The 19,319-nt window shown below is 62.7% G+C and carries 12 protein-coding genes; 5 read left to right on the top strand and 7 right to left on the bottom strand.

The window, feature by feature from the left end; genetic code table 11:
• Positions 1 to 49: 49 nt before the first annotated feature.
• The 3 genes from QXZ85_RS24390 to QXZ85_RS24380 all read right to left on the bottom strand — a co-directional run bounded on the left by QXZ85_RS24390 (position 50) and on the right by QXZ85_RS24380 (position 9,915).
• On the bottom strand, positions 50 to 1,051 hold the full coding sequence (locus tag QXZ85_RS24390; RefSeq protein WP_315702834.1) for a hypothetical protein: 1,002 nt from the start codon (positions 1,049 to 1,051) through the stop codon (positions 50 to 52).
• Between the two features lie 596 nt (positions 1,052 to 1,647).
• Positions 1,648 to 3,882: an adenylate/guanylate cyclase domain-containing protein gene (locus QXZ85_RS24385; RefSeq protein ID WP_315768968.1), complete on the bottom strand. Its 2,235-nt coding sequence runs from the start codon at positions 3,880 to 3,882 to the stop codon at positions 1,648 to 1,650.
• A 123-nt stretch (positions 3,883 to 4,005) separates the two neighbouring features.
• Entirely contained in the window at positions 4,006 to 9,915 is a 5,910-nt protein-coding gene (locus QXZ85_RS24380; protein WP_316175026.1) for a VCBS domain-containing protein, read from the bottom strand.
• Between the two features lie 616 nt (positions 9,916 to 10,531).
• Between QXZ85_RS24380 and QXZ85_RS24375 the strand changes: the two genes are divergently transcribed.
• The 3 genes from QXZ85_RS24375 (at position 10,532) to QXZ85_RS24365 (ending at position 13,714) form a co-directional block, all read left to right on the top strand.
• Positions 10,532 to 11,314, top strand: a complete 783-nt coding sequence (locus QXZ85_RS24375) for a transglutaminase-like cysteine peptidase (protein WP_315745166.1) — start codon at positions 10,532 to 10,534, stop codon at positions 11,312 to 11,314.
• A gap of 127 nt (positions 11,315 to 11,441) precedes the next feature.
• A complete protein-coding gene (locus QXZ85_RS24370; RefSeq protein ID WP_315745168.1) occupies positions 11,442 to 12,191 on the top strand; it encodes an ABC transporter ATP-binding protein in 750 nt (249 codons plus the stop codon).
• Positions 12,188 to 13,714: a permease gene (locus QXZ85_RS24365; RefSeq protein WP_315745169.1), complete on the top strand. Its 1,527-nt coding sequence runs from the start codon at positions 12,188 to 12,190 to the stop codon at positions 13,712 to 13,714. Before QXZ85_RS24370 ends, QXZ85_RS24365 begins: the two co-directional genes overlap by 4 nt.
• Before the next feature lie 44 nt (positions 13,715 to 13,758).
• Here the strand turns inward: QXZ85_RS24365 and QXZ85_RS24360 are convergent, their stop codons facing one another.
• Positions 13,759 to 14,697: an alpha/beta hydrolase gene (locus QXZ85_RS24360; protein ID WP_316175029.1), complete on the bottom strand. Its 939-nt coding sequence runs from the start codon at positions 14,695 to 14,697 to the stop codon at positions 13,759 to 13,761.
• Between the two features lie 113 nt (positions 14,698 to 14,810).
• Between QXZ85_RS24360 and QXZ85_RS24355 the strand changes: the two genes are divergently transcribed.
• The gene (locus QXZ85_RS24355; protein WP_315703183.1) at positions 14,811 to 15,623 is read left to right on the top strand and encodes an MBL fold metallo-hydrolase; all 813 of its coding nucleotides are present in this window, start codon (positions 14,811 to 14,813) and stop codon (positions 15,621 to 15,623) included.
• A 28-nt stretch (positions 15,624 to 15,651) separates the two neighbouring features.
• Here QXZ85_RS24355 and QXZ85_RS24350 read toward each other — a convergent pair whose 3' ends face one another.
• Positions 15,652 to 16,101: a cupin domain-containing protein gene (locus QXZ85_RS24350; protein WP_315702827.1), complete on the bottom strand. Its 450-nt coding sequence runs from the start codon at positions 16,099 to 16,101 to the stop codon at positions 15,652 to 15,654.
• Positions 16,102 to 16,416: 315 nt separating this feature from the next.
• Between QXZ85_RS24350 and QXZ85_RS24345 the strand changes: the two genes are divergently transcribed.
• Positions 16,417 to 16,893, top strand: a complete 477-nt coding sequence (locus QXZ85_RS24345) for a DUF4399 domain-containing protein (protein WP_315702826.1) — start codon at positions 16,417 to 16,419, stop codon at positions 16,891 to 16,893.
• Positions 16,894 to 16,979: 86 nt separating this feature from the next.
• On the opposite strand, the gene QXZ85_RS24340 is transcribed toward QXZ85_RS24345, so the two are convergent.
• Entirely contained in the window at positions 16,980 to 18,236 is a 1,257-nt protein-coding gene (locus QXZ85_RS24340) for an aminopeptidase (protein WP_315702825.1), read from the bottom strand.
• Positions 18,237 to 18,692: 456 nt separating this feature from the next.
• Positions 18,693 to 19,292 carry a VOC family protein gene (locus tag QXZ85_RS24335; RefSeq protein WP_315702824.1) on the bottom strand — a complete coding sequence of 200 codons (600 nt, stop codon included), beginning with the start codon at positions 19,290 to 19,292 and terminating at the stop codon, positions 18,693 to 18,695.
• Positions 19,293 to 19,319 lie beyond the last annotated feature (27 nt).

The following is a 19,319-nucleotide window of genomic DNA, read 5'->3' as shown; positions in this document are numbered from 1 at the left end:
AAAGAAGCCCGGCCATCTGCCGGGCTTCTTCAGCACGACAGCCAATATTTCATTTGCCGGCGACCAACGCGCCCGAGTCGAACTTGTACGACGCTTGGAGAAAGCCGCCGTACCGCTCGTAGCTGAATGTCGTGGGCGATCCCGGGACTCCTGGGAATTGCGTGGTCCCGCTGGTCGTCCGGGCGTACCAATAGCGGCCACCGACGCCGACGCTGAAATTTCGCGTCACGTCGTATGACACGATGCCCTCGAGCTGATAGCCCCAGCCATTTCCGGACTGCGGAAGCGGGTTGATGTCGGGCCGCAGCCAGTGATTATCGAAGCCGGTCAGACGGACGTAGGGCAGAACAGCGCCATCGAGAGTGACGTTCCAGTTCTGGCCGAGCTTGAAGACGCCGTTCAACCCCACGCGAAGCGAGTCCCAGTGCTCGGTCTTGCTGAGCACCAGCACGCCTCCGGCAACAGGATCGAAACCGCAGATGAACGGATTGGTCGCAACCTGAACGCATCCGTATGCGTTGACAGTTTCGTAGAAATGGTTGTAGCCGACGAAGCCGCCGACCTTGAACGCCGGCCCTCTCCAGAAGTTATAACCGGCGTCGATCGTGCCGTACCAAAGCCTGCCGCTGTTCACGTCGCTGACAGTGTTCGAGTATGGAATGACCGCCGGCGGATAGTCTTCGTCGTTGAGCGTACCGTTGAAGATGTTTCCGCCGCCTGCAAAGCCCTTAGCGAAGAAGCCGATATTGTGATCGACCCTGGCGAAGCCCTCACCGGCATGGCTGTTGAGATTCTTGTAGGTCAGCTGGGAATTGATCTGACCAGCGACGAAAGGATCGCCCAGCGTGTAGCGGGTGCGGCCCGAGCTGTAGAAATAGCGAGCACCGACCTCGAACTCCCACAGCGAAACCGGCGGAGGCGGCGCCTTGACCGGAAGATCCGCGGCCGAGACCGCGCCGACCCCGAGCACAGAGGCCGCAGCCGCGATGAGGCCGCTCGTGACCGGTAGAGAGAAATGCTTGATCGACCCCCATGCCGACCTTCTTTGCATCAGAGCAGCCGCACTCTTGTCCTCGGAACACTGCATCGATGCCCCCATCTGCAGCAATTTCTATCATGAGTAGAGTTATGCTATGAATTCGCCCGGATTCGCACAACCCGACCTCACATGATGCAAGATGCTTCTTGTCCCGCTGTTGCAGCCAGGCAACAAACGCGAAGTGCTAGACATCTGTTCGATCGCGTTATCCCTGTACCGATCCTGCAGCGCAGCACGCATTATCGTGCCGTCAAGCTCACGGTCGTCGTGCTCGCGCTCATCAGCAAGCTCGTGGCCGTGGACGCCCAGACATCATCCAACGGACCTGCAGGTGTGATCGCCCCATCGTCATCGAAACACGATCCGGGCAAGCTGCCGCGCGCCAAGCGAAGCCTCCCGCCGCCGCACTCCACTCGCCACGCCCCGGCAGAAGGGCGCAGCACGCGCTGCCCACCCTACTCGGCTTACGTTGTCTGCAAATGATTGTCATCGCGCGGCAGCTAACAAGCGCCGCTAGGTCCGGCTTTCGAAGTTCGGCTGCGCATTGATACCGAAAATCGCCAACGAGATCCGCCGCGACCGCTGCGACATCGGAATCGGAGCACCTGTTATTTCGTCAGCAATGCGTAGGCGCCGTTCCAATCTTCCGGCGGCGGATTGATCTGGTAGTTGCGGATTCGCACTTCGTAAAGGTCGTAAAGCTTCGCCAGTTCGTCGCCATGGCTGGTCTTGCGACCGCGCGCGATCGCCGCCAGCGCCTCCTCCCAATCGCGGCTGCGATAGGCTGCCAGCGTCTCGATGGTGAGATTGCGCAGCTGCTGGAAACGTTCGGAATACATCACATCCTCGCGGCCGGTGATGGCGTAGATCACCTCCGGCTCCTTCTTGCCCTTGACCATGATGAAGTCGAGTTCGAGGATCGCGAGCCTGTCCTTGACCGCGAGTGCGGTCTTCGAGCCGACGATGATCGGAAAGCCGTATTCCTTCGACTGGCCTTCGAGGCGCGACGCCAGGTTGACGCTGTCGCCCAGCACTGAATAGTCGAAGCGGAGGTCGGAGCCGAGATTGCCGACCACGCAGGTGCCGGTATTCAGGCCGACGCCGACATTGAGTGGGATGTAGACGTGGCCGCCATGCTCGGCCTCGCTTTCACGCTCCTTGTTCAGCGCATCGACCCGCTCCAGCATGTCGAGCGCCGCTTCGCAGGCATTCAGCTGATGCTGGGGATCATCGAGCGGCGCGTTCCAGAACGCCATGATGGCATCGCCCATATATTTGTCGATCGTGCCCTTGCGGAGCAGGATCGCATTGGTGAGCGGTGTCAGGAAGCGGTTCATCAGCCGCGTCAATCCTTGCGGATCGTGCTTGTAGCTCTCCGAGATCGTGGTGAAGCCACGCACGTCGGAGAACATGATGGTCATCTCGCGCTCCTCCCCGCCGAGCACGAGCTTCTCCGGCGAATGCGCGAGCTGCTCGACCAATGCCGGCGACAGATATTGCCCGAACGCCGAACGGATCTGCCGCCGCTGGCTCTGCTCGCGCACGAAGCTCGCGAAGATCAGCGTCAGGTAGATCGCCGTGGTCGAGAACATCGGATAGGTGAAATCGATCAAGAGCCGATACTGCGTGTAGCAGTACCAGGAGATGCCGATCAGCAATGTCGCGAACACGCCGCCCGCGACGACCAGCGTGACCGCCCCGAGCTGCGGCGCGAAGCCGATGACCAGCAGCCCCAACGTCACCGCAACGAAGAACTCCGCCGCGAAGCCCCAGTTCGGCTGCCGGACGATGCCGCCGGTCAATGCGCTTTCCAGGACTTGCGCATGCACCTCCACTCCGGGCATGGCGGGCGACACCGGCGTGGTCTTGATGTCGTTGAGGCCGGTGGCGGAGGTGCCGATCAAGACCAGCTTGCCCTGGATCTTCTCCGGTGGGACGCGGCCTTCCAGCACATCGATCGCCGACACATAGATCGAGGGATCGTGCGGCGCATAATGCAGCCAGAGCTGGCCATTGGCGTCGGTTGGGATCACCAGGCCCGGGAACGACAGGCTGATAATGCCACCCTCATCCGCCTTGGTCAGGATCGTATCGGAACGGCCCGCGACCCGCAGCATCTCGAAGCTCAAGGACAGCATGACCACGCCTTGGGCCACCATGATCATCGGCACCCTGCGGATGATGCCGTCGCGCTCCGGCTTGATGGTAAACAGGCCGCGGCCGGCAGCCGCGTGCTCGATCACCGGCAGGTTGCGCAACAGCCCGGGAAAATTCCACATGAACGACTGCGGCTCCGCGCCGCGGACCGCAAGACCGGTGACCGGCAGGGTCTTGTCGAGATTGCTCTGCACTATGGGACCGCCGGATTCGCCGAGCACGACGAGCGACTTGCGCAAGGCATCCGCGAACACCTGGTCATTCGACGGCAAGGCTCGCAGCTTGTCGCGCGTCGCTTCATCGAGATCCGGAAAGGTATCGGCGGCGATATCGGGGTTGAGCCGGTCCGGCTCGGCGAATACAGCGTCGAAGGCGATCACGACGGCACCCAGCCGCGTCAGATCGGTAACGATCTCCGCAAGCCGCGTTCGCGGCCACGGCCACTGCCCAAGCTTCGGGCTGGCAAGGCTGGCCTCATCGATATCGACGATCGTGACCGGCCTTATCGTCTTCACACGCGGCCGGAGCGCCTGGAAATTGTCAAAGGTGCGCACGCGCACTTCCTGGACCGGCGCAGGATCGGCGAGCCGCAGGGCCGCACACCCCGTCAGCAGCACGAGGCAGACCAGCCGCGCATAACCGAACCTGCGCGCGAACCAGCGTGGCACTGCTTTCAACCGCTTCATGGGACTCCGCTGCTACGCCGCGAGGCGGCCGTGCGATCGCAAAACGACCGGCTCTTTATCCCGAAGCCGATCGCACTTGGCAACGTCTCCGGCTACGCAGGCCCGCGGAACGCTCTAGCTCCGCTAGACGATGTGGAAATCGTTCTGATGCGCCTGTAGCTGCGCCAGCGTCACGCCCTTCAGCGTGATCGTATCATGGGCCGCATCGGTGATGACGGTATCATGGCCGGAATTGGCGGAATGGGCGCCGTTCAGAATGGCCTGAACGGAGTTGAATACCGAGTGATCGAACTCGATGGTGTCGTTCCGGATGTCGAAGTCGGCGATGGTCGCGCTGCCGAAATGTGAATTGAACACGAAACTATCGTTACCGCCTTTGCCGAAGATCGTGACCCCGCCGCCGACGTCTTGGAACGTGTCGTTCTGCGCCGTGCCGTAGACCGTCGACGACCCATTGCCGCTGATGGTCACCGTCAACGGCTGCAAGCCGAAGGTACCGTGCCCATCGCTGATTTTCGCGAGGTAAGTCAGCGTCAGCGTATCGCCTGGCTTCAGGAAGTCGAGATTGGCGCCACTCGGATGGTAGCTCCAATGCAGCACGTCCGATTTGCCGTCGGACACGGCACTGTCGAAGCTGACAGCGTGGGAATCGGTCAGCGCGTCGATATCGAAATCGTCCGGCAGGTGGCACGAACCATTATACTTCACGACGGCATCTCCGATCACGGAGGCCGTCAAGGTGTCGCCGACATCCTTGTCGATCACGGTGAGCGTCCCGGTGATCGCGCCGGCGAGCTTGACATGTGCATCGTGGACATAACCGGCCGATACATTGTCGAGCTCGAACGCGTCGCTGCTGCTGGTCAGCACCACCTTGTCGAAGGTCGCAAGATCGTGGAACTCGACATAGCCGTTCGACGTCAAAGAACCCTGGTTGCCATTGGCAAGCAGCGGGCTGATGTCGTCGCCGGAATAGGAGGCGACCAGCTTGTTGCCGTCATAGAACGAAATGCTGTTGTAGCTATCGACCGAGCCCCAATACAGGCCGAACGTGTTCTTCGGGCTGTCGAAAGTGATGGTTTCGGCGGCGTGAGCGCCAACGCTCAGATAGTTCGTGCCGTCCTGATGGCCATCGCCGAGATAAGGCGGCACCGAGCCGGACGAGCCGCCATGAACCACTCCGGCATCGCCATAGGCCGAGAACCATGCATGCAGCGCCTCGCTGTAGAAATTGCCATGACCATGCCCGTTGTTGCTCGGCGAGCCGGCCCAAACATGATCGAACGTCTCGGTTCGCAACCCATCTGTATTGGTCGTCGTACCAGTGGCAAGCACGACCGGCGAGTTGGTAAGAACGACGGTCTGAACCGGCGGATTGGTTTCGCCGACGAGCTGAGGCGCATCCTCGGAGCCGGTGATCGTGATCGTCACCGGCGTGTCGACGACACCGCCATGCCCGTCAGCGATCTCGACGGTATAGGTCAGCGTCACCGATTGACCGGCACTCAGATAGTCGAACGCCTTGTCCTGGGCCGAGAAGCTCCAGGCCTGCGATCCCGGCGCACCGTCCTTTGAATCGATCAGAGTGCCGAGCGACAGCCAGCTCGTCAGAGCAAGCTGGTCCGGCAGTCCGCTCTTGTCACCGGAAACGCTGATGCCAGTCACCTTCGCGACATGCGTATCGCTCACATCGGCATCGGTGAAGGTGATGACCCCGCTCGCCGTATCCGGCAGATCAGACCCGGTTGTACAGGCGCGTTCGGTGATGCTGCCGAGCTGTGCATCGCTGGTGATCACCGGCACATGGTCCAGCGTGATCAGCGTGCCATTATCACCATCGTTGGAGATCGCGAAGTGGACGTCGCTATAGTCTCCACCGCTCAGCGTCAGGCTTGCCTTATGGCCGTCACTGTCACTGACGGTGAGGATGCCGGTCTTTGAATCATAGGTCGCCGTGGGATTGTCATCGAACTCGATGCCCGTGAGATCGATCTTGTCGGATACGGCGAGACTTTCGATCTTGCCGTCGAAGCTGGTGCCGCCGAGCACGAGCATGCCGCCCGGCTCACCGAACGTGATCGCCTGCGTGCTCGAACCGTCGAGCGCGAGCGTCGCTCCGGCGTCGACGATGACGTGACCCGTTCCCGAGATCGAGCCGGTAACCTCGAACGTGCCGCCCGTGATCTCGATCGTGCCATAGTTGACGACCGTGCCGCTGAAGCTGCTGTGCCCGCTCACATCCACGGTCCCCGACACCTGGAAGATGCCGTCGCCGGTGATGTCTGTGCCGATCAGTTTGAAGGTTGCTCCCTCGTCGACCGTGAGAGCGCCGAAATTGCCCACATGAACGCCTGCGAGGGTCGCTCCGGCTCCCGCGATCTCGAGCGTGCCCACGATGCCGACGGTAACGAGTCCGCCCGTGATGGTCGTATTGCCATCAAGAACGAGAGTCGATGGTACCGGCGCATTACCCTCGTCGTCGACGATGATCGTGCCTTGGCTGTTGTCGAGGCTGACATTGTCGAAGGTCGTGGCGGCATCGGTCTCGATATGGACCGTGCCCGCATTGACAAGGTGTCCACCCGCAACGGTGCTGTGCTCCAGCACCAGCAGTGCGGCATGTTCGACTCTTACAGCGCCGGCATTGTCGACCCCGACGTGCGAGAGCGTGGCGCCGGCAGCGGCAATATCGAGCACGTCGCCATGACCGATCGCGATGTCAGTGCCGGCGACGATCGCACCGCCCTGAAGCGTCAGGGTGACGGGCGACCACGGCCCCTCGGACGAGCTTTGTTGCGCCTGACTGACGAGTTCGGTCTGGCCAGACTGGCCATAGGACGTGGCCGCCATACCGACCAGCAGGTCGCCACCGTCGAGTGTAGCGCCATCGATCGTGCTGTCGCCAGTGACGGAAATGACGCCGTTATTGTGCACTATGCCTCCGGCGATCGCCGTATCGGCAAGCGCCAGCGCGCCAAAAACAGCGATGGTGAGGCTCGCAGCTTCATCGTTGCTGACGGTCTCACCCGCCAACAGATTGCCCCAACCGGCGACGGTCACCGCGCCATGATTTTCTAATGTACCGCCGATCAGGGCGGCGTAGCCGGTGAGAGCGACGGTCCCGGCGTTCGTAAGTTGGCCGCCGGTGATACCGGCATGGTTCAGCGCGAGCTTTGCCGATTGATCGACCGCGATGGCTCCGCCGCGATTGTCGATCGACGTGCCCTGATCGAGGATCAGTCCACCGCCGATCAAGAGCTCGAGCTTGCCGCTGCTCGTGACGACTTCGCCATGGAGCATATTGCCGAAGCCGGAGACCACAATGCTGCCCGAGCTATCCAGCTCACCATCAGACAGGACCGCGCCGTCTTGCAACTTCAGCACGCCGTCACTGGGCGGATCTGACGATGCAACGCCGAAGTTTCGGACCGCGCCGACGCCATCGATCGCGATGGTGCCACCCGCAATACTTCCACCGTTGAGCGCAAGCATGCCGCCGAGATCGACCTGGATCAGCCCGGCGCCAGTCTCGTTCGCGTTCACGAGATCGCCCAGAACCGTCAGAGCGCCGGAGACCAGTTCGATCGTGCCGGTATTGGCGATGCTGGCATCGGCGCCGAATGCACCGCCGTCGGCGAGCCGTAAGATGCCTGCATTGTTCAGCACGCTCTGGTCCGAAAATTCGGCTTGGCCGCCGACGCTGATCGTGGCGCCCAGGAAGTTGGTGACGCGTGCATCAGCCTTGACGGTGAGGGTCCCGCCGATCGTGAGCGTGCTGAGATTAACGAGCTCCGGCGTGCTGCCGCCGCCGTAATCGTTCATCGTCACCGACTTGGCAAAAGCTGCCGTGTCGATGGTGACCGGGAAGGCCGGAGTGAGGCCACGCAGCTGATCGGTCACGATAACAACGTCATCGTTGGCAGTCGGCGCGTGCCCGGTCTCCCAGTTTGCACCGTCGCGCCACAACAAAAGCGGCGCCGCTCTGCTCTCCCCGTTGCCTCCGCTCGTCGTTGCGATCCAGACCACGGCCGGCTCGTCGGTGCCGGTGATAGTCACCGTCACAGCCTGCTGTGTGGTCGCACCCTGCGAATCCGTGATCGCCACGGTGTAAGTCAGCGTCACCTTCTGGCCGGCCGGGATGAAATCGGCGGCGTAGGCAGGGAGATTCGCCAGACTCCAGTTCACGGTTCCGCTGCTGGTCCCCGTGCTGTCGGTCGCAACCGACGCCGTGAGCGCTTTGTTGAACAGGTCCCAGAGCGCTTGCGGAATACTGCCCTGTTGCGGAGACGTCAGCGCGACGGAAACGGTGTGGGTATCGGTGAGATCCACATCCGTGAAGCTGAGAACTCCCGATGTCGGATCGCTCGAGGTCAGCGGACCACCGGGCACGCTGGTCCCGCCGGAAAACGCAATGCTCTGCGCACCGGTGGTAATGACGGGCTTGTCGTTGGTCCCGGTCACCGTGATGGTGATGGGGATCTCGGCATATTCGTTGCTTGGCGCGAAATTGTTGTCGACGCGCACCATGTAAGTGAGCGTCAGGGTCTCTCCGGCCGCGAGGAAGTCGAACGCGTTGTCGGCAACGCTGTAAGTCCACGTGGCGGTCCCATAATTCTTGTGATTGGGATCCTGCGCGACGGTGATGTCGATCGCAGTCGCGGCAATGTCCCGAAGCTGCAACGCATTCAGGGAGAGATTGGCGTGCTGCGCATTCTGATAGCTGAAAGACTTGAAGCTCACCGAGACGGACGGCCGGTCGCCCGCGTTGACGTCGGCATAGTTGACCGCACCCTTGACGGTGTCGAATTCGGCGCCGTCTGACGTCTTCCCCGGACGTTCGGTCAGCGCGAAGGTGGCGGCTGGCCTCCCCGCGTCGTCGAGCACCACCGCGTTCGGCTTGCCCGGCATGTGAGACGGGGGGTTAAAGTTGGAGAACGTTTCGAATTGCGACGTGCTGCTGCCGGCATTCGTAACGTAGTAGGTCGGGACCGCCGTTGATCCGTCAGCCAACTTCAGCGGGGTCGTGCTCTCCAACACGCCGACGTCAGTGAAATGCGTAGTCGATTTCGGATTGCTGTTATCGGAGAACTTCAGCGAGAAGACGTCCGTGATCAGCTTCTGGACGTCCGGCGGCAGCCCCGAATCTGTCTGCGTGACGATACCGTTGCTGATATTGATTTGATGTCCGGCCTGATTGACCACCGCAATCGGCTGCAGCGTGACCTTGTCGAACAGAACGTACGAGCCGGTCGTGCCGTCCGGCTCGACAAGCACCTGGAACTTGGCGTCCGGCGTTCCGCTCTGACCGGGCACCGTGAAATCGATCTGGACCAGGACGGCCGTGCCGCGAATGCCCATGGTGGCGACGGGCGTATCGACCTTCATGTCGCCGTGCTTCGCAGTGGCGCCCGCGACGAAGGAAATCGTCCCCGCGACCAGACTCATCAGCGAGGAATTGTTCGACCCGTTTGGGTCGTAGACCATCTCGTTGAGCACCATGCGCGCGTTGGACGCGAGGCCGAACACGGTGCCATCGATGAAGGTGATGCCGAGGGTAGAATCCGAGCCCGATTGGACGACGTCGCCTTTTTCGACGTTATCGCCCTGGTGCAGGATGATGGAGACGCCGTTGCGGATGGCTGTAGCAGTGCCCTGCAATTTGGTGACATGACCGATCACTTGACCGGTCACTTGGCCGGCTGCCGGCGTGCCGCCGGCCTGACTCACCTGGACCGAGCCGGTCAACGTGCTGACGAGATCACCGCTGAGGTGGGCACCGTCGGGCGAGGCCAGGGGTGCGCGCTTTTCTCCCTTGAAATAGTCATGCAGCACCAGCTCCCGCCCGTCGCCGGAAAGGATCAGGTCGGCGCCCGAACGCTTGAAATCAGCATTGAACAGGAAGTGGGCGTCAGGAACGACGATCGCATCGGACGGGGCGTGCGCGGGCGGTGCATCGAGACGCACGCTTTCCCTGGTGTGTTCGCCAAGGCCTTTGGAAAAATGCGTGGCGTCGGACGTGCCGGCGTAATTCACGGGGCCACCAGAAATGGTTAATAATTACATGACAATCAAAGCTCAAAGCTGCATATCACCAGCGTTTGGCTCGCGGAACCATCTTCAGCTTGTGCCGCATCGGACCAGCAACGCTGCCATAGCCGTACTTTGTCCGTATTTCGCTAGAGTAACTCACTATTTCTTCCAATTACGCGACGTTGGCGCTGAATATTTTCAGGTAACGATTTGAAATCGACCAGCACTCGCCAATATTTTGACCGATCAAAATACTGGAAACGACTTCATCTTGCGAATTTTCTGCATTCTTATGCGTGATTTTCCGCCGCAAAACTGTGAACTGGCTTACAGTTAATAAAACTGATCAAGTTAGCTATTTCTGCAAAATGCCGCGCCGTTACAACCACCAGACGAGCAGCAGCCCGCATGCGTCGGTATAAGGAGGTGGCTCATTGCTGATCCACCGCATTCTGTGGACTGTGGCAACCGGCGATTCAGCTTGATCGCAGCTTTCCGTCTTCGAAAGGCCAGCCTTTAAGCGGGCCAAAATTGCCGCCCGTCATCATCGCTCCCCGAAATGAACCGGTCAGGTCCCGCGCAACCGAGCGCGCACCGCGGCCGGATATGGGGGTGTCGGATGACTGTTCTGGCTCGCGTCCGCGCGCCGATCGCGGTGCTTGTGGGCGTCGTGTTGTGGGCCTGCGGAACGGCGAACCTGTTCGCCGGCCCGATCGGACGACCGGGTGGGCTCGCCGATGTCGCTCCTTTTCCATTGGAGCCCTTCGGCCTCGACAAGACTGAAATCCTCGACGGACCGCTGCAGGACAAATGGCTGAAACTGATGCGTCAGCTTGCCGACGAACAGGTGCAGCTTGCACTTTGCGACGGCGACCGCGATCGCTGCGTCTCGCCTGCCGCCCTGCGCTTCCTTGCCATTGTCGACCAGGGCCGCATCCGCGAAGGGCGCGCCCGCTTCGGCGAAATCAACCGTGCTATCAATCTCGCGATCAAGCCGGCGAGCGACTTGGCCGAATATGGCGAAGAGGACGTCTGGAGCCCTCCGATCGAGACTTTCGTTCACGGTGCCGGCGATTGCGAAGACTATGCGATCGCCAAATATGCCGCTCTGCACTTGGCTGGGATAGAGTCGGATGACCTCCGGATCGTCATCATGCGGGACACCCTCAGCGGCGAAGATCATGCGATCGCCGCGGCACGGTTGGACGGCCACTGGCTGATGCTCGACAACCAGCGCATGGCGATGGTCGAGGACGCCGATGCCAGGAATGTCCGTCCGCTGTTCGTGATCGACGATGGCGGCATTGCGAAATACACAGACATGCCGCTGGTCGCACAGGCCGAATTGCCCGATGGCGCAGCATCGATCGCCCTACCCCTCAGACTGGCCGTGCTGGATTAGTCCGACGTGTTTCCGCGGGAGGCCGGGGTACCGGCCTTCTCGCAGCCTGACTTGGACGCGAGGATATCCGCCGAAACGTCTTCGGTCCGAGCCTACCGATGCGAACTCAATGGGATCGCCTGCCATCATGACATCGGACTCCGCAGCCCTCGCGGTGCGAGGATTGACCAAATGCTTTGACCGCCCGGCAGTGGACGGGCTCGATCTTTCGGTACGAGGTGGCGAGTTCTATGCGCTCGTCGGCCCGAACGGCGCCGGCAAGACCACCACCTTGCGCATGGTGGCCGGGCTGCTGCGGCCCGATTCCGGCGCGGTCGAGATCTTCGGCATCGACGCGCTCCGCGATCCCATCGCGGCCAAGCAGGTGATGGCGTGGGTCTCCGACGAGCCGATGATCTACGACAAGCTGACGCCGCTGGAATATCTCGAATTCGTCGCCGGACTCTGGGGCATCGACCCCACGACCGCGGGCCCGAGGGCGCATGAGCTTCTGGTCTCGCTGGGCCTGGAACGGCACCTGCACGAGCGTTGCGAAGGCTTTTCAAAGGGCATGCGCCAGAAGGTGGCGCTTGCCGGCGCCCTGGTCCACGATCCCCGCCTGATTATTCTGGACGAGCCGCTCACCGGACTGGACGCCGTGTCCGCCCGTCATGTGAAGGGGCTGCTGGCCGAGCGCGTGCGCCGGGGCGGGACCGTGATCATGACCACGCATATCCTCGAGGTCGCCGAGCGGATGGCCGACCGGATTGGGGTGATCGCGGCCGGACGCCTGGTTGCCGAAGGGACGCTGACCGAGTTGCGTCAGCAGAACGGCCGCACCGATACCAGCCTCGAAGAGCTGTTCATCGCCCTGGTCGACGTCGAGGCGGCTGCATGACACGGGCGACAACGCTCGCCTGGTTCGCCCGCCACGAGCTACGGCTGGCCTGGCGCGAATGGCTCGCCATGATCACAGCTGGCCGCCAGCGGCGGACGCGTGTTGCCCTGATCGCCCTGCTGTTCTTCGGCATCATCCTGCACCTGCCGGCCTGGGCCGTGGTCGGCCGCTATGCGGATCTGAAGCCGCCGCTCGACAAGACCGCACTGATCGTGATCACGGCCACCGTGCTGCTGTCCTGGGCCTTGATGCTCTCGCAGGCGATCGAGTCCGTCACCCGCGTGTTTTACGCCCGCGCGGACCTCGATCTCATCATGTCCTCGCCGGTTCGCCTGCCCGAGATATTTTCGGTGCGGATCGCCGCGATCGCTCTATCAGTCACCAGCATGGCCCTGTTGCTGGCGACTCCGTTCGTCGATGTGCTGCTGCTCGAGGGCGGCATGCGCTGGCTTTCTGCCTTCGTCGTCGTGGCCGCGGTCGGCCTCTCTGCCGCCGCACTGGCGATCGCGATCACGATCCTGCTGTTCCGCCTGATCGGCCCGGCGCGCACACGCCTGGTGGCGCAGATTCTGGCTGCCGTGATCGGCGCGGGCTTCGTCATCCTGCTGCAGATCGCCGCCATCGTCTCCTATGGCACACTGTCCCGCTTTGCCATCCTGACCTCCGACACTGCAGCGGCGATCGCTCCGGATCCCGGCAGCTTCATCTGGCTGCCGGCGCGCGCGGTGGCCGGCGACGTCGGCGCCCTTCTGTGGCTGCTCGCGGCGAGCCTGCTTCTGCTCGGCATCGTGATGGCGATCTTCTCGCCGCGCTTTGCCGACACTGCGATCAGCGCCGCTGCGCAAGGGGTCGCGAGCCGGGCGGGCGCGCGGGTCCGGACCTTTCGCGGCGGCTCGCGTCAGCAGGCGCTGCGTCGCAAGGAATTCATGCTGCTCAAGCGCGACCCCTGGCTGATCTCGCAGACATTGATGCAGCTGCTCTATCTCGTGCCGCCGGCACTGCTATTGTGGCGCAGCTATTCCGACAGCTCCACCGCGATCGTTCTGATCACGCCCGTCATCGTGATGGCGGCAGGCCAGCTCGCCGGCGGCCTTGCCTGGCTGACCATCTCCGGCGAGGACGCGCCGGAGTTCGTCGCCACCGCCCCGTTAGCAGCCGCGCGCGTCGTTCGCGCCAAGATCGAGGTGGTGCTGATCGCGATCGCCGTCATCTTTGCCCCGTTGCTGGCGGCCTTGGCCTGGCTCGCGCCCTGGCAGGCGACCGTGACCGGCTGCGGCGTGCTTGCTGCAACCATCTCCTCGACCGCAATCCAGCTCTGGTTCAGGGTGCAGGCACGGCGCAGCCAATTCCGCCGCCGCCAGACCTCGTCGCGTCTCGCCACCTTCGCCGAAGCCTTTTCCTCGATCGGCTGGGCCGCTACCGCAGCGTTGATACTGATTCTCCCCGGAGCCGGGCTGATTTGCGGCGCGATGACCGCAGGGTTGCTGGGAGCGACCTGGAAGCTCAGCCCAAAGCCGACCTGACCAGAACGAGACTGATCAAGGCGAGATTGATCGAGGCGACCAGATCATCCCTTGGCCAGTTCGAGCACGGCTGCCGCAAACGCCTCAGGCTCCTCCTGCGGAAGATTATGACCGGCGCGCGGGATCACGCGATGGGCGCGGCGGTCGGCAAAGCGCGCCGCCTGCGCCGTTCCATCCGTTGCCGGAGACACGCCGTCGCCGGCGGGATCGAGCGTGATCGTCGGTACTTCGATGACCGGTTGTGCCGCCAGTCTGCGCTCGATCTCGGCATAACGCGGATCGCCTGCAGCCAAGCCGTAGCGATGGCGATAGCTGTGGATCACGATATCGACGTAGTCGGGATTGTCGAACGCCGCCGCCGTGCGATCGAAGGTCTCGTCGTCGAAGGCCCAGTTGGGCGACCACAGCGCCCACAGGGTGCGCGCGATCTCGCGCCGATTGGCCGCAAGCCCGGCGCGGCCGCGTTCGATCTGGAAGTACCATTGGTACCAATACCCGACCTCGCGCGCGACGGGCGCGGGGCGCATCGCTCTTGCGATATCCTGGATCAAATAGCCGTTGACCGAGACCAGCCCGGTGCAGCGCTCCGGCCACAGCGCAGCGCCCACGCAGGCCGCGCGGCCGCCCCAATCGTAGCCCGCAAACACCGCGCGCGGAATCGCCAGCGCATCCATCAGCGCGATCAGGTCGGCACCGATGGCCGCCTGTTCGCCGGAGCGGGGCGCAGCCGCCTCCCGGAAGCGGGTCGGACCGTAGCCGCGGAGATAGGGCACGACGACGCGGCATCCCTCAGCAGCCAACAGGGGCGCGACATCGACATAGGCGTGGATGTCATAGGGGAAGCCGTGCAGCAGCAGCACGGCGGGACCGTCAGCAGGGCCAGCCTCATGATACGCAACGCTGAGCACACCGGCGTCGATCTGCCGGATCGGCCCCAATCGCGTAGACGACGACGCCCGCCCCATCCCCGGCTGACCGCTCATCCGATGCTCCTATTGCCTTCGTTGCCTACGCCTCTGACAAGCTCTTGATGTCATCAGCGTAGTGCGTTCCTGCAAGGAGCGCTACAGTGCATCGTTCGTCCGAGAGGATCGCTATGCTGCGCGCGCTGTCGGCCCTGCTTTCACTGCTCATGATGGGTGCTGCCGCCTTCGCCCAGCAGGCGCCGCGCAGCAGCGAGTGTCTGGCGATGGCGGGCGGACCGCGCGCGGTGCCCGTCAGCCTGCGGCGCGCGGCGGCGGACACGGGCGAGGTGACGATCACCTATGCCGGCCACTCGACCTATTTCATCGACACGCCCGGCGGCGTCCGCATCGCGACCGATTATAGCGGTGCCTATCAGGTCGGCCGCCTGCCCGACGTCGTCACGATGAATCGGGCGCACTCCACACACTATACGCTAGCACCGGATCCGCGCATCCCGCATGTGCTGCACGGCTGGGGCGAAGACGGCAAGAAGGCGGAGATCTTCGAGCGCATCGGTGACGTCCTGATCCGCAACGTCACGACGGACATCCGCCGCTATTATGGCGACACGAGCGGTCTCGACATGATCAAGGACGGCAACTCGATCTTCATCTTCGAGGTTGCCGGCCTCTGCATCGGCCATCTCGGCCACCTCCACGTCAAGCTCGACGAGACGCATTTCGCTGCGATCGGCCGCCTCGACATCGTGATGGTGCCGATCGACGGCACCTATACGATGTCGCTCGACGGCATCTCGGAGATCACCAAGCGGCTGCGCGCCTCCGTCGTGCTGCCGATGCACCGGTTCGCGACACCGCTCGACGACTTCATGCGCAGGATCGGCCAGGAGTTCGAGATCGACCGCCGCAGCGAGCGGACGTTGAAGATCTCCCGCGAGTCGCTGCCCGCAACGCCGACCGTGATCATCCTCGACGGGGTGTGAACCGGCGCGCCGTCCGCTGCCTGCAGGCCTAGGCTTCGGCCAGGCTCGAGCCGCGGCGGCCGTTCGGCGCGGTGAGCATGCGCTTCAGCTTGTTGATCGCGCGCCCGGCGAGGCCCACCAGATAAGGCTGCGTCTTCTGGCAGTAGGCGAGCTTCTTGACATGGCCTTCGACATGCCATCTGGCATGTGCGCCGTCCCTGAAGAAGATCACATCGCCCGGGCCATAGCGCTTCGGCGCCATATCCGCACTCTCCAGCACGATCGAGCCTTCCAGGATCAGGATGGTCTCGTCGAAATCATAATGCCAATTGAACTTGCCCTCGGTGCAGTGCCAGACGATGGCGCAGCCGATGCCATCAGAGCTGTATGCCACCGTGCAGGAGGTCGCCTGCGGGTTGCCTTCGATGATCCAGGAGGGCTCGATCGGCGCAGGCTTCAGATCGACATTCAGATTGGCGGTTTCAATGAAAGGGCGCATCAAGACCTCAAAGGACAATGGGAATGAAATGACCGGCCGGAGAATGCGGCCGGATCAGCAACAATTAGGCACATGCGATTAAGGCCGGCTTACGTCATCGGCTAAAATGCGGCGCATTGGCCGCGACCAGCCGCCGCATCACGCAATCTCAATTTCGACACGGCCGCGCAGCCGCCACAATTTATCCGTGACTACGCCGCACCAAGCCGTCCTACTCCATGCTGCGGCGCGAGCGATGGTCGGCACGGGATCATGGCCGCGTCACGGATCTCGCTTAATGATTTGCTTTCCATTCGCCAATGAAGGACTCGCGCAATGCGACGAATGACACTCGCGCTCGCCATGGTGCTCTCGACCGCCACGATTGCCAGTGCCGGTGAGACGCCGGCGCCCGAGGGAGCCAAGGCTTATTTCATCAATCTGAAGGACGGCGACACGGTGACCTCGCCGGTCCTGATCCGGTTCGGCCTGTCGGCGATGGGCATCGCGCCGGCCGGCACCGAGGCGCCGAATACGGGCCACCATCACCTCTTCATCGATGCGCCGCCGCTCGAAGGCGACGCGCTCAATGAAGCCATTCCGATGGACGAGCATCATGTGCACTTCGGCAAAGGCCAGACCGAAGCCTCGGTCAAGCTGTCACCGGGCAAGCATACTTTGCAGCTCGTGCTCGGCGACTGGAGCCACATTGCGCACAAGACGCCGGTGATGTCCGAGCGGATCACAGTCACGGTCGAAGGCACCGAGGCTGCCAGCGCCAAGCCGACCGAAGCGGCGAGCACCAAGCAATAAGGCCGCGTCGCGCGATCCTGCTTGTGCGGAACCATTTCAGCCGCAGTGCAGGGCCGGACTGAGGTTCAATCCGGCCCTGATCACCGTCAGGCCCACTCGCCTTTACGGAACACCGGCACCCGACTGCCATCGGCACGGATGCCGTCGATGTCGGTGTCGGCCGAGCCGATCATCCAGTCGATATGGATCAGGCTCTGATTGCCGCCTTGCGCTGCGATCTGCTGTTGGCTGAGCTTAGTGCCGTCGATGAAACACTTCGAGTAGCACTGGCCAAGCGCAATGTGCGAAGCAGCGTTCTCGTCGAACAGCGTGTTGTAGAACAGAAGCCCGCTCTTCGAGATCGGCGAGGAATGCGGCACCAGAGCCACTTCGCCGAGCCGGCGCGCGCCCTCGTCGGTGTCGAGCACCTTGTTCAGCACCTCTTCGCCCCGCGACGCCTTGGCTTCGACGATGCGGCCGTCCTCGAACTTGACCTGGATATTGTCGATCAGCGTGCCCTGATAGGACAGCGGCTTGGAGCTGACGACATGGCCTGAGACGCGGCGGCAATGCGGCGTCGTGAACACCTCTTCCGTCGGAATGTTGGCGTTGCAGGTAATGCCGTTCTTCGCCGTCGAGGCCCCGCCTTCCCATTCATGACCGTCGGCCAGTCCGATCGTCAGATCCATGCCGGGACCGGTATAATGCAAGGCGTGGAAGCGCTGCCCGTTCAGCCAGTCGGTGCGCTCGCGCAGCACCGCATTGTGCCGCTCCCAGGCGACAACCGCGCCGTCGTGATCGACGCGGGAGGCTGAGAAGATCGCATCGGCAAGCTTTGCCACCGCGACCTCCTCCGGCACATCAGGGAACACCAGCTTGGCCCAGGAGGCACTCGGATAGGCGATGATGTTCCAGTTGGTCTCGAAATTGGTGATCTTCTCCAACGCGGGCTGGTACGCCTTGGAATTGGCTTTGCTGGCGCGCGCCACCTTGGCCGGATCCTGACCGGACAGCAGCATCGGATTGTCGCCGACGATCGCCAGTCGCGCGGTGTTTTCCGAGAATGCTTTGGCCATGCCCTGATAGAGCCAGTCGGCGGCACGATCGAAACTGGCGTCCTGGCCGAAGCGATAGCGCGCCAACGTCAGCTCCTCGTCGGAGAAAAACGAGGTCACGATGCCGGCACCGGCCTTGTAGGCATGTTCCGCGACTTTGCGCACCAGCGGCAGCGCGACCGAGGGCGCCGTCAGCAACAGATCCTGCCCCGGCTGCAGCCGCAGGCCAACCTTCACCGCCACCTCCGCGAGGCGGTCGAGCTTGACGGGATCGATGGCGGCTTCAAGGTTGCGCTGGTGTGCGGTCATGAGAGGTCCGATCAGTGGGTGGTGCGATGCCACAGAGATAGGCCAATTGCGGTGGCGGTCAATGCCGAAGGCATGACGGCATGGCCCCCTACCTGCCGCACCCCATATGCCAGGACGCCGGTCACCGGCGAACCGCCGCGCAAATCGCGCAGCAACGCCTGAGTTATGGATCCACACTTGTGCGGAAATAATCGCCGAGTTGCGGGCAGGCCCCCGCGAGGGCAATCAGCGCGTCCGCTCGTTCGAGCGGTCAGGCTCGCCACATGCATCAATGTCGTCCCGGCCCTTGAGCCGGGACCCATATTCCAGAGACGCCGATCATCGACGATACCGTCGCACCAGCTTGCGTGACAACAACGGCCTGTGCTTATGGATCCCCGCTTGCGCGGGGATGACGATTGAACTTAGTTCGCCGACCTCGGACAATGGCGAAATTTCTCACCGGGTGAGAGCGGCTTATTTTTGCGGCTCCGTCGTCGACCACAACAGCGTGGTTGCGCTCTTCTCGTAGGCCATGCCCTTGGGATAGCTGATCAGCTCCATCTGCAGGCCCCACGGCGTGAAGAAATACAGGATCGATTGGCCGGCCGCCGGTCCCTCGCTGATCGGAATCGGCCCCTGCAGCGTCCTCACGCCCTTGGACTTCAGATAGGTGGCAGCAGCGCCGATGTCGTCGACATAGAGCGCGATGTGATGGCCGCCGATGTCGCTGTTCTTGGGAAGCACCTTGGCCTGGTCGGGTGCCTCGTACTGGAACAGCTCGATGTTCGAACCATAGCCACAGCGGACCATGCTGATCTCGTCGATCTTGGCGCGCGGATGCACGTTGACGACGTCCTGCATGAACGTGCCCTTGTCGTCCGAGAACGGCCCGAAGGACATCGCGTGCTTGCAGCCGATCACGTCGGTGAAGAAGGCCGTGGCTGCCTTCACGTCGGGCACCGTGATGCCGGTGTGGTCATGGCCGCGGAGCCCGGGGATCGAGTCAGCGAAGGCGGAGGTGGATGAGAGCGCGAGAGCAACGAGAGCGGTTCGTACAATTCCGAATGTCTTCATGATCGACTCCTACCCCAATGAGATCCG

Origin of the sequence: Bradyrhizobium sp. SZCCHNGR1005 (assembly GCF_032489995.1) — a bacterium.
GTDB lineage: Bacteria > Pseudomonadota > Alphaproteobacteria > Rhizobiales > Xanthobacteraceae > Bradyrhizobium.
This window is presented reverse-complemented; position numbering and strand designations above follow the sequence as displayed.

Excerpts from the sequence above, each read along its gene's own strand:
- QXZ85_RS24340 (WP_315702825.1), bottom strand. The coding sequence starts at position 18,236 with ATGACCGCACACCAGCGCAACCTTGAAGCCGCCATCGATCCCGTCAAG.
- QXZ85_RS24335 (WP_315702824.1), bottom strand. The coding sequence starts at position 19,292 with ATGAAGACATTCGGAATTGTACGAACCGCTCTCGTTGCTCTCGCGCTC.
- QXZ85_RS24365 (WP_315745169.1), top strand. The coding sequence starts at position 12,188 with ATGACACGGGCGACAACGCTCGCCTGGTTCGCCCGCCACGAGCTACGG.
- QXZ85_RS24385 (WP_315768968.1), bottom strand. The coding sequence starts at position 3,882 with ATGAAGCGGTTGAAAGCAGTGCCACGCTGGTTCGCGCGCAGGTTCGGT.
- QXZ85_RS24355 (WP_315703183.1), top strand. The coding sequence starts at position 14,811 with ATGCTGCGCGCGCTGTCGGCCCTGCTTTCACTGCTCATGATGGGTGCT.
- QXZ85_RS24350 (WP_315702827.1), bottom strand. The coding sequence starts at position 16,101 with ATGCGCCCTTTCATTGAAACCGCCAATCTGAATGTCGATCTGAAGCCT.
- QXZ85_RS24370 (WP_315745168.1), top strand. The coding sequence starts at position 11,442 with ATGACATCGGACTCCGCAGCCCTCGCGGTGCGAGGATTGACCAAATGC.
- QXZ85_RS24375 (WP_315745166.1), top strand. The coding sequence starts at position 10,532 with ATGACTGTTCTGGCTCGCGTCCGCGCGCCGATCGCGGTGCTTGTGGGC.
- QXZ85_RS24390 (WP_315702834.1), bottom strand. The coding sequence starts at position 1,051 with ATGCAAAGAAGGTCGGCATGGGGGTCGATCAAGCATTTCTCTCTACCG.
- QXZ85_RS24360 (WP_316175029.1), bottom strand. The coding sequence starts at position 14,697 with ATGAGCGGTCAGCCGGGGATGGGGCGGGCGTCGTCGTCTACGCGATTG.
- QXZ85_RS24345 (WP_315702826.1), top strand. The coding sequence starts at position 16,417 with ATGCGACGAATGACACTCGCGCTCGCCATGGTGCTCTCGACCGCCACG.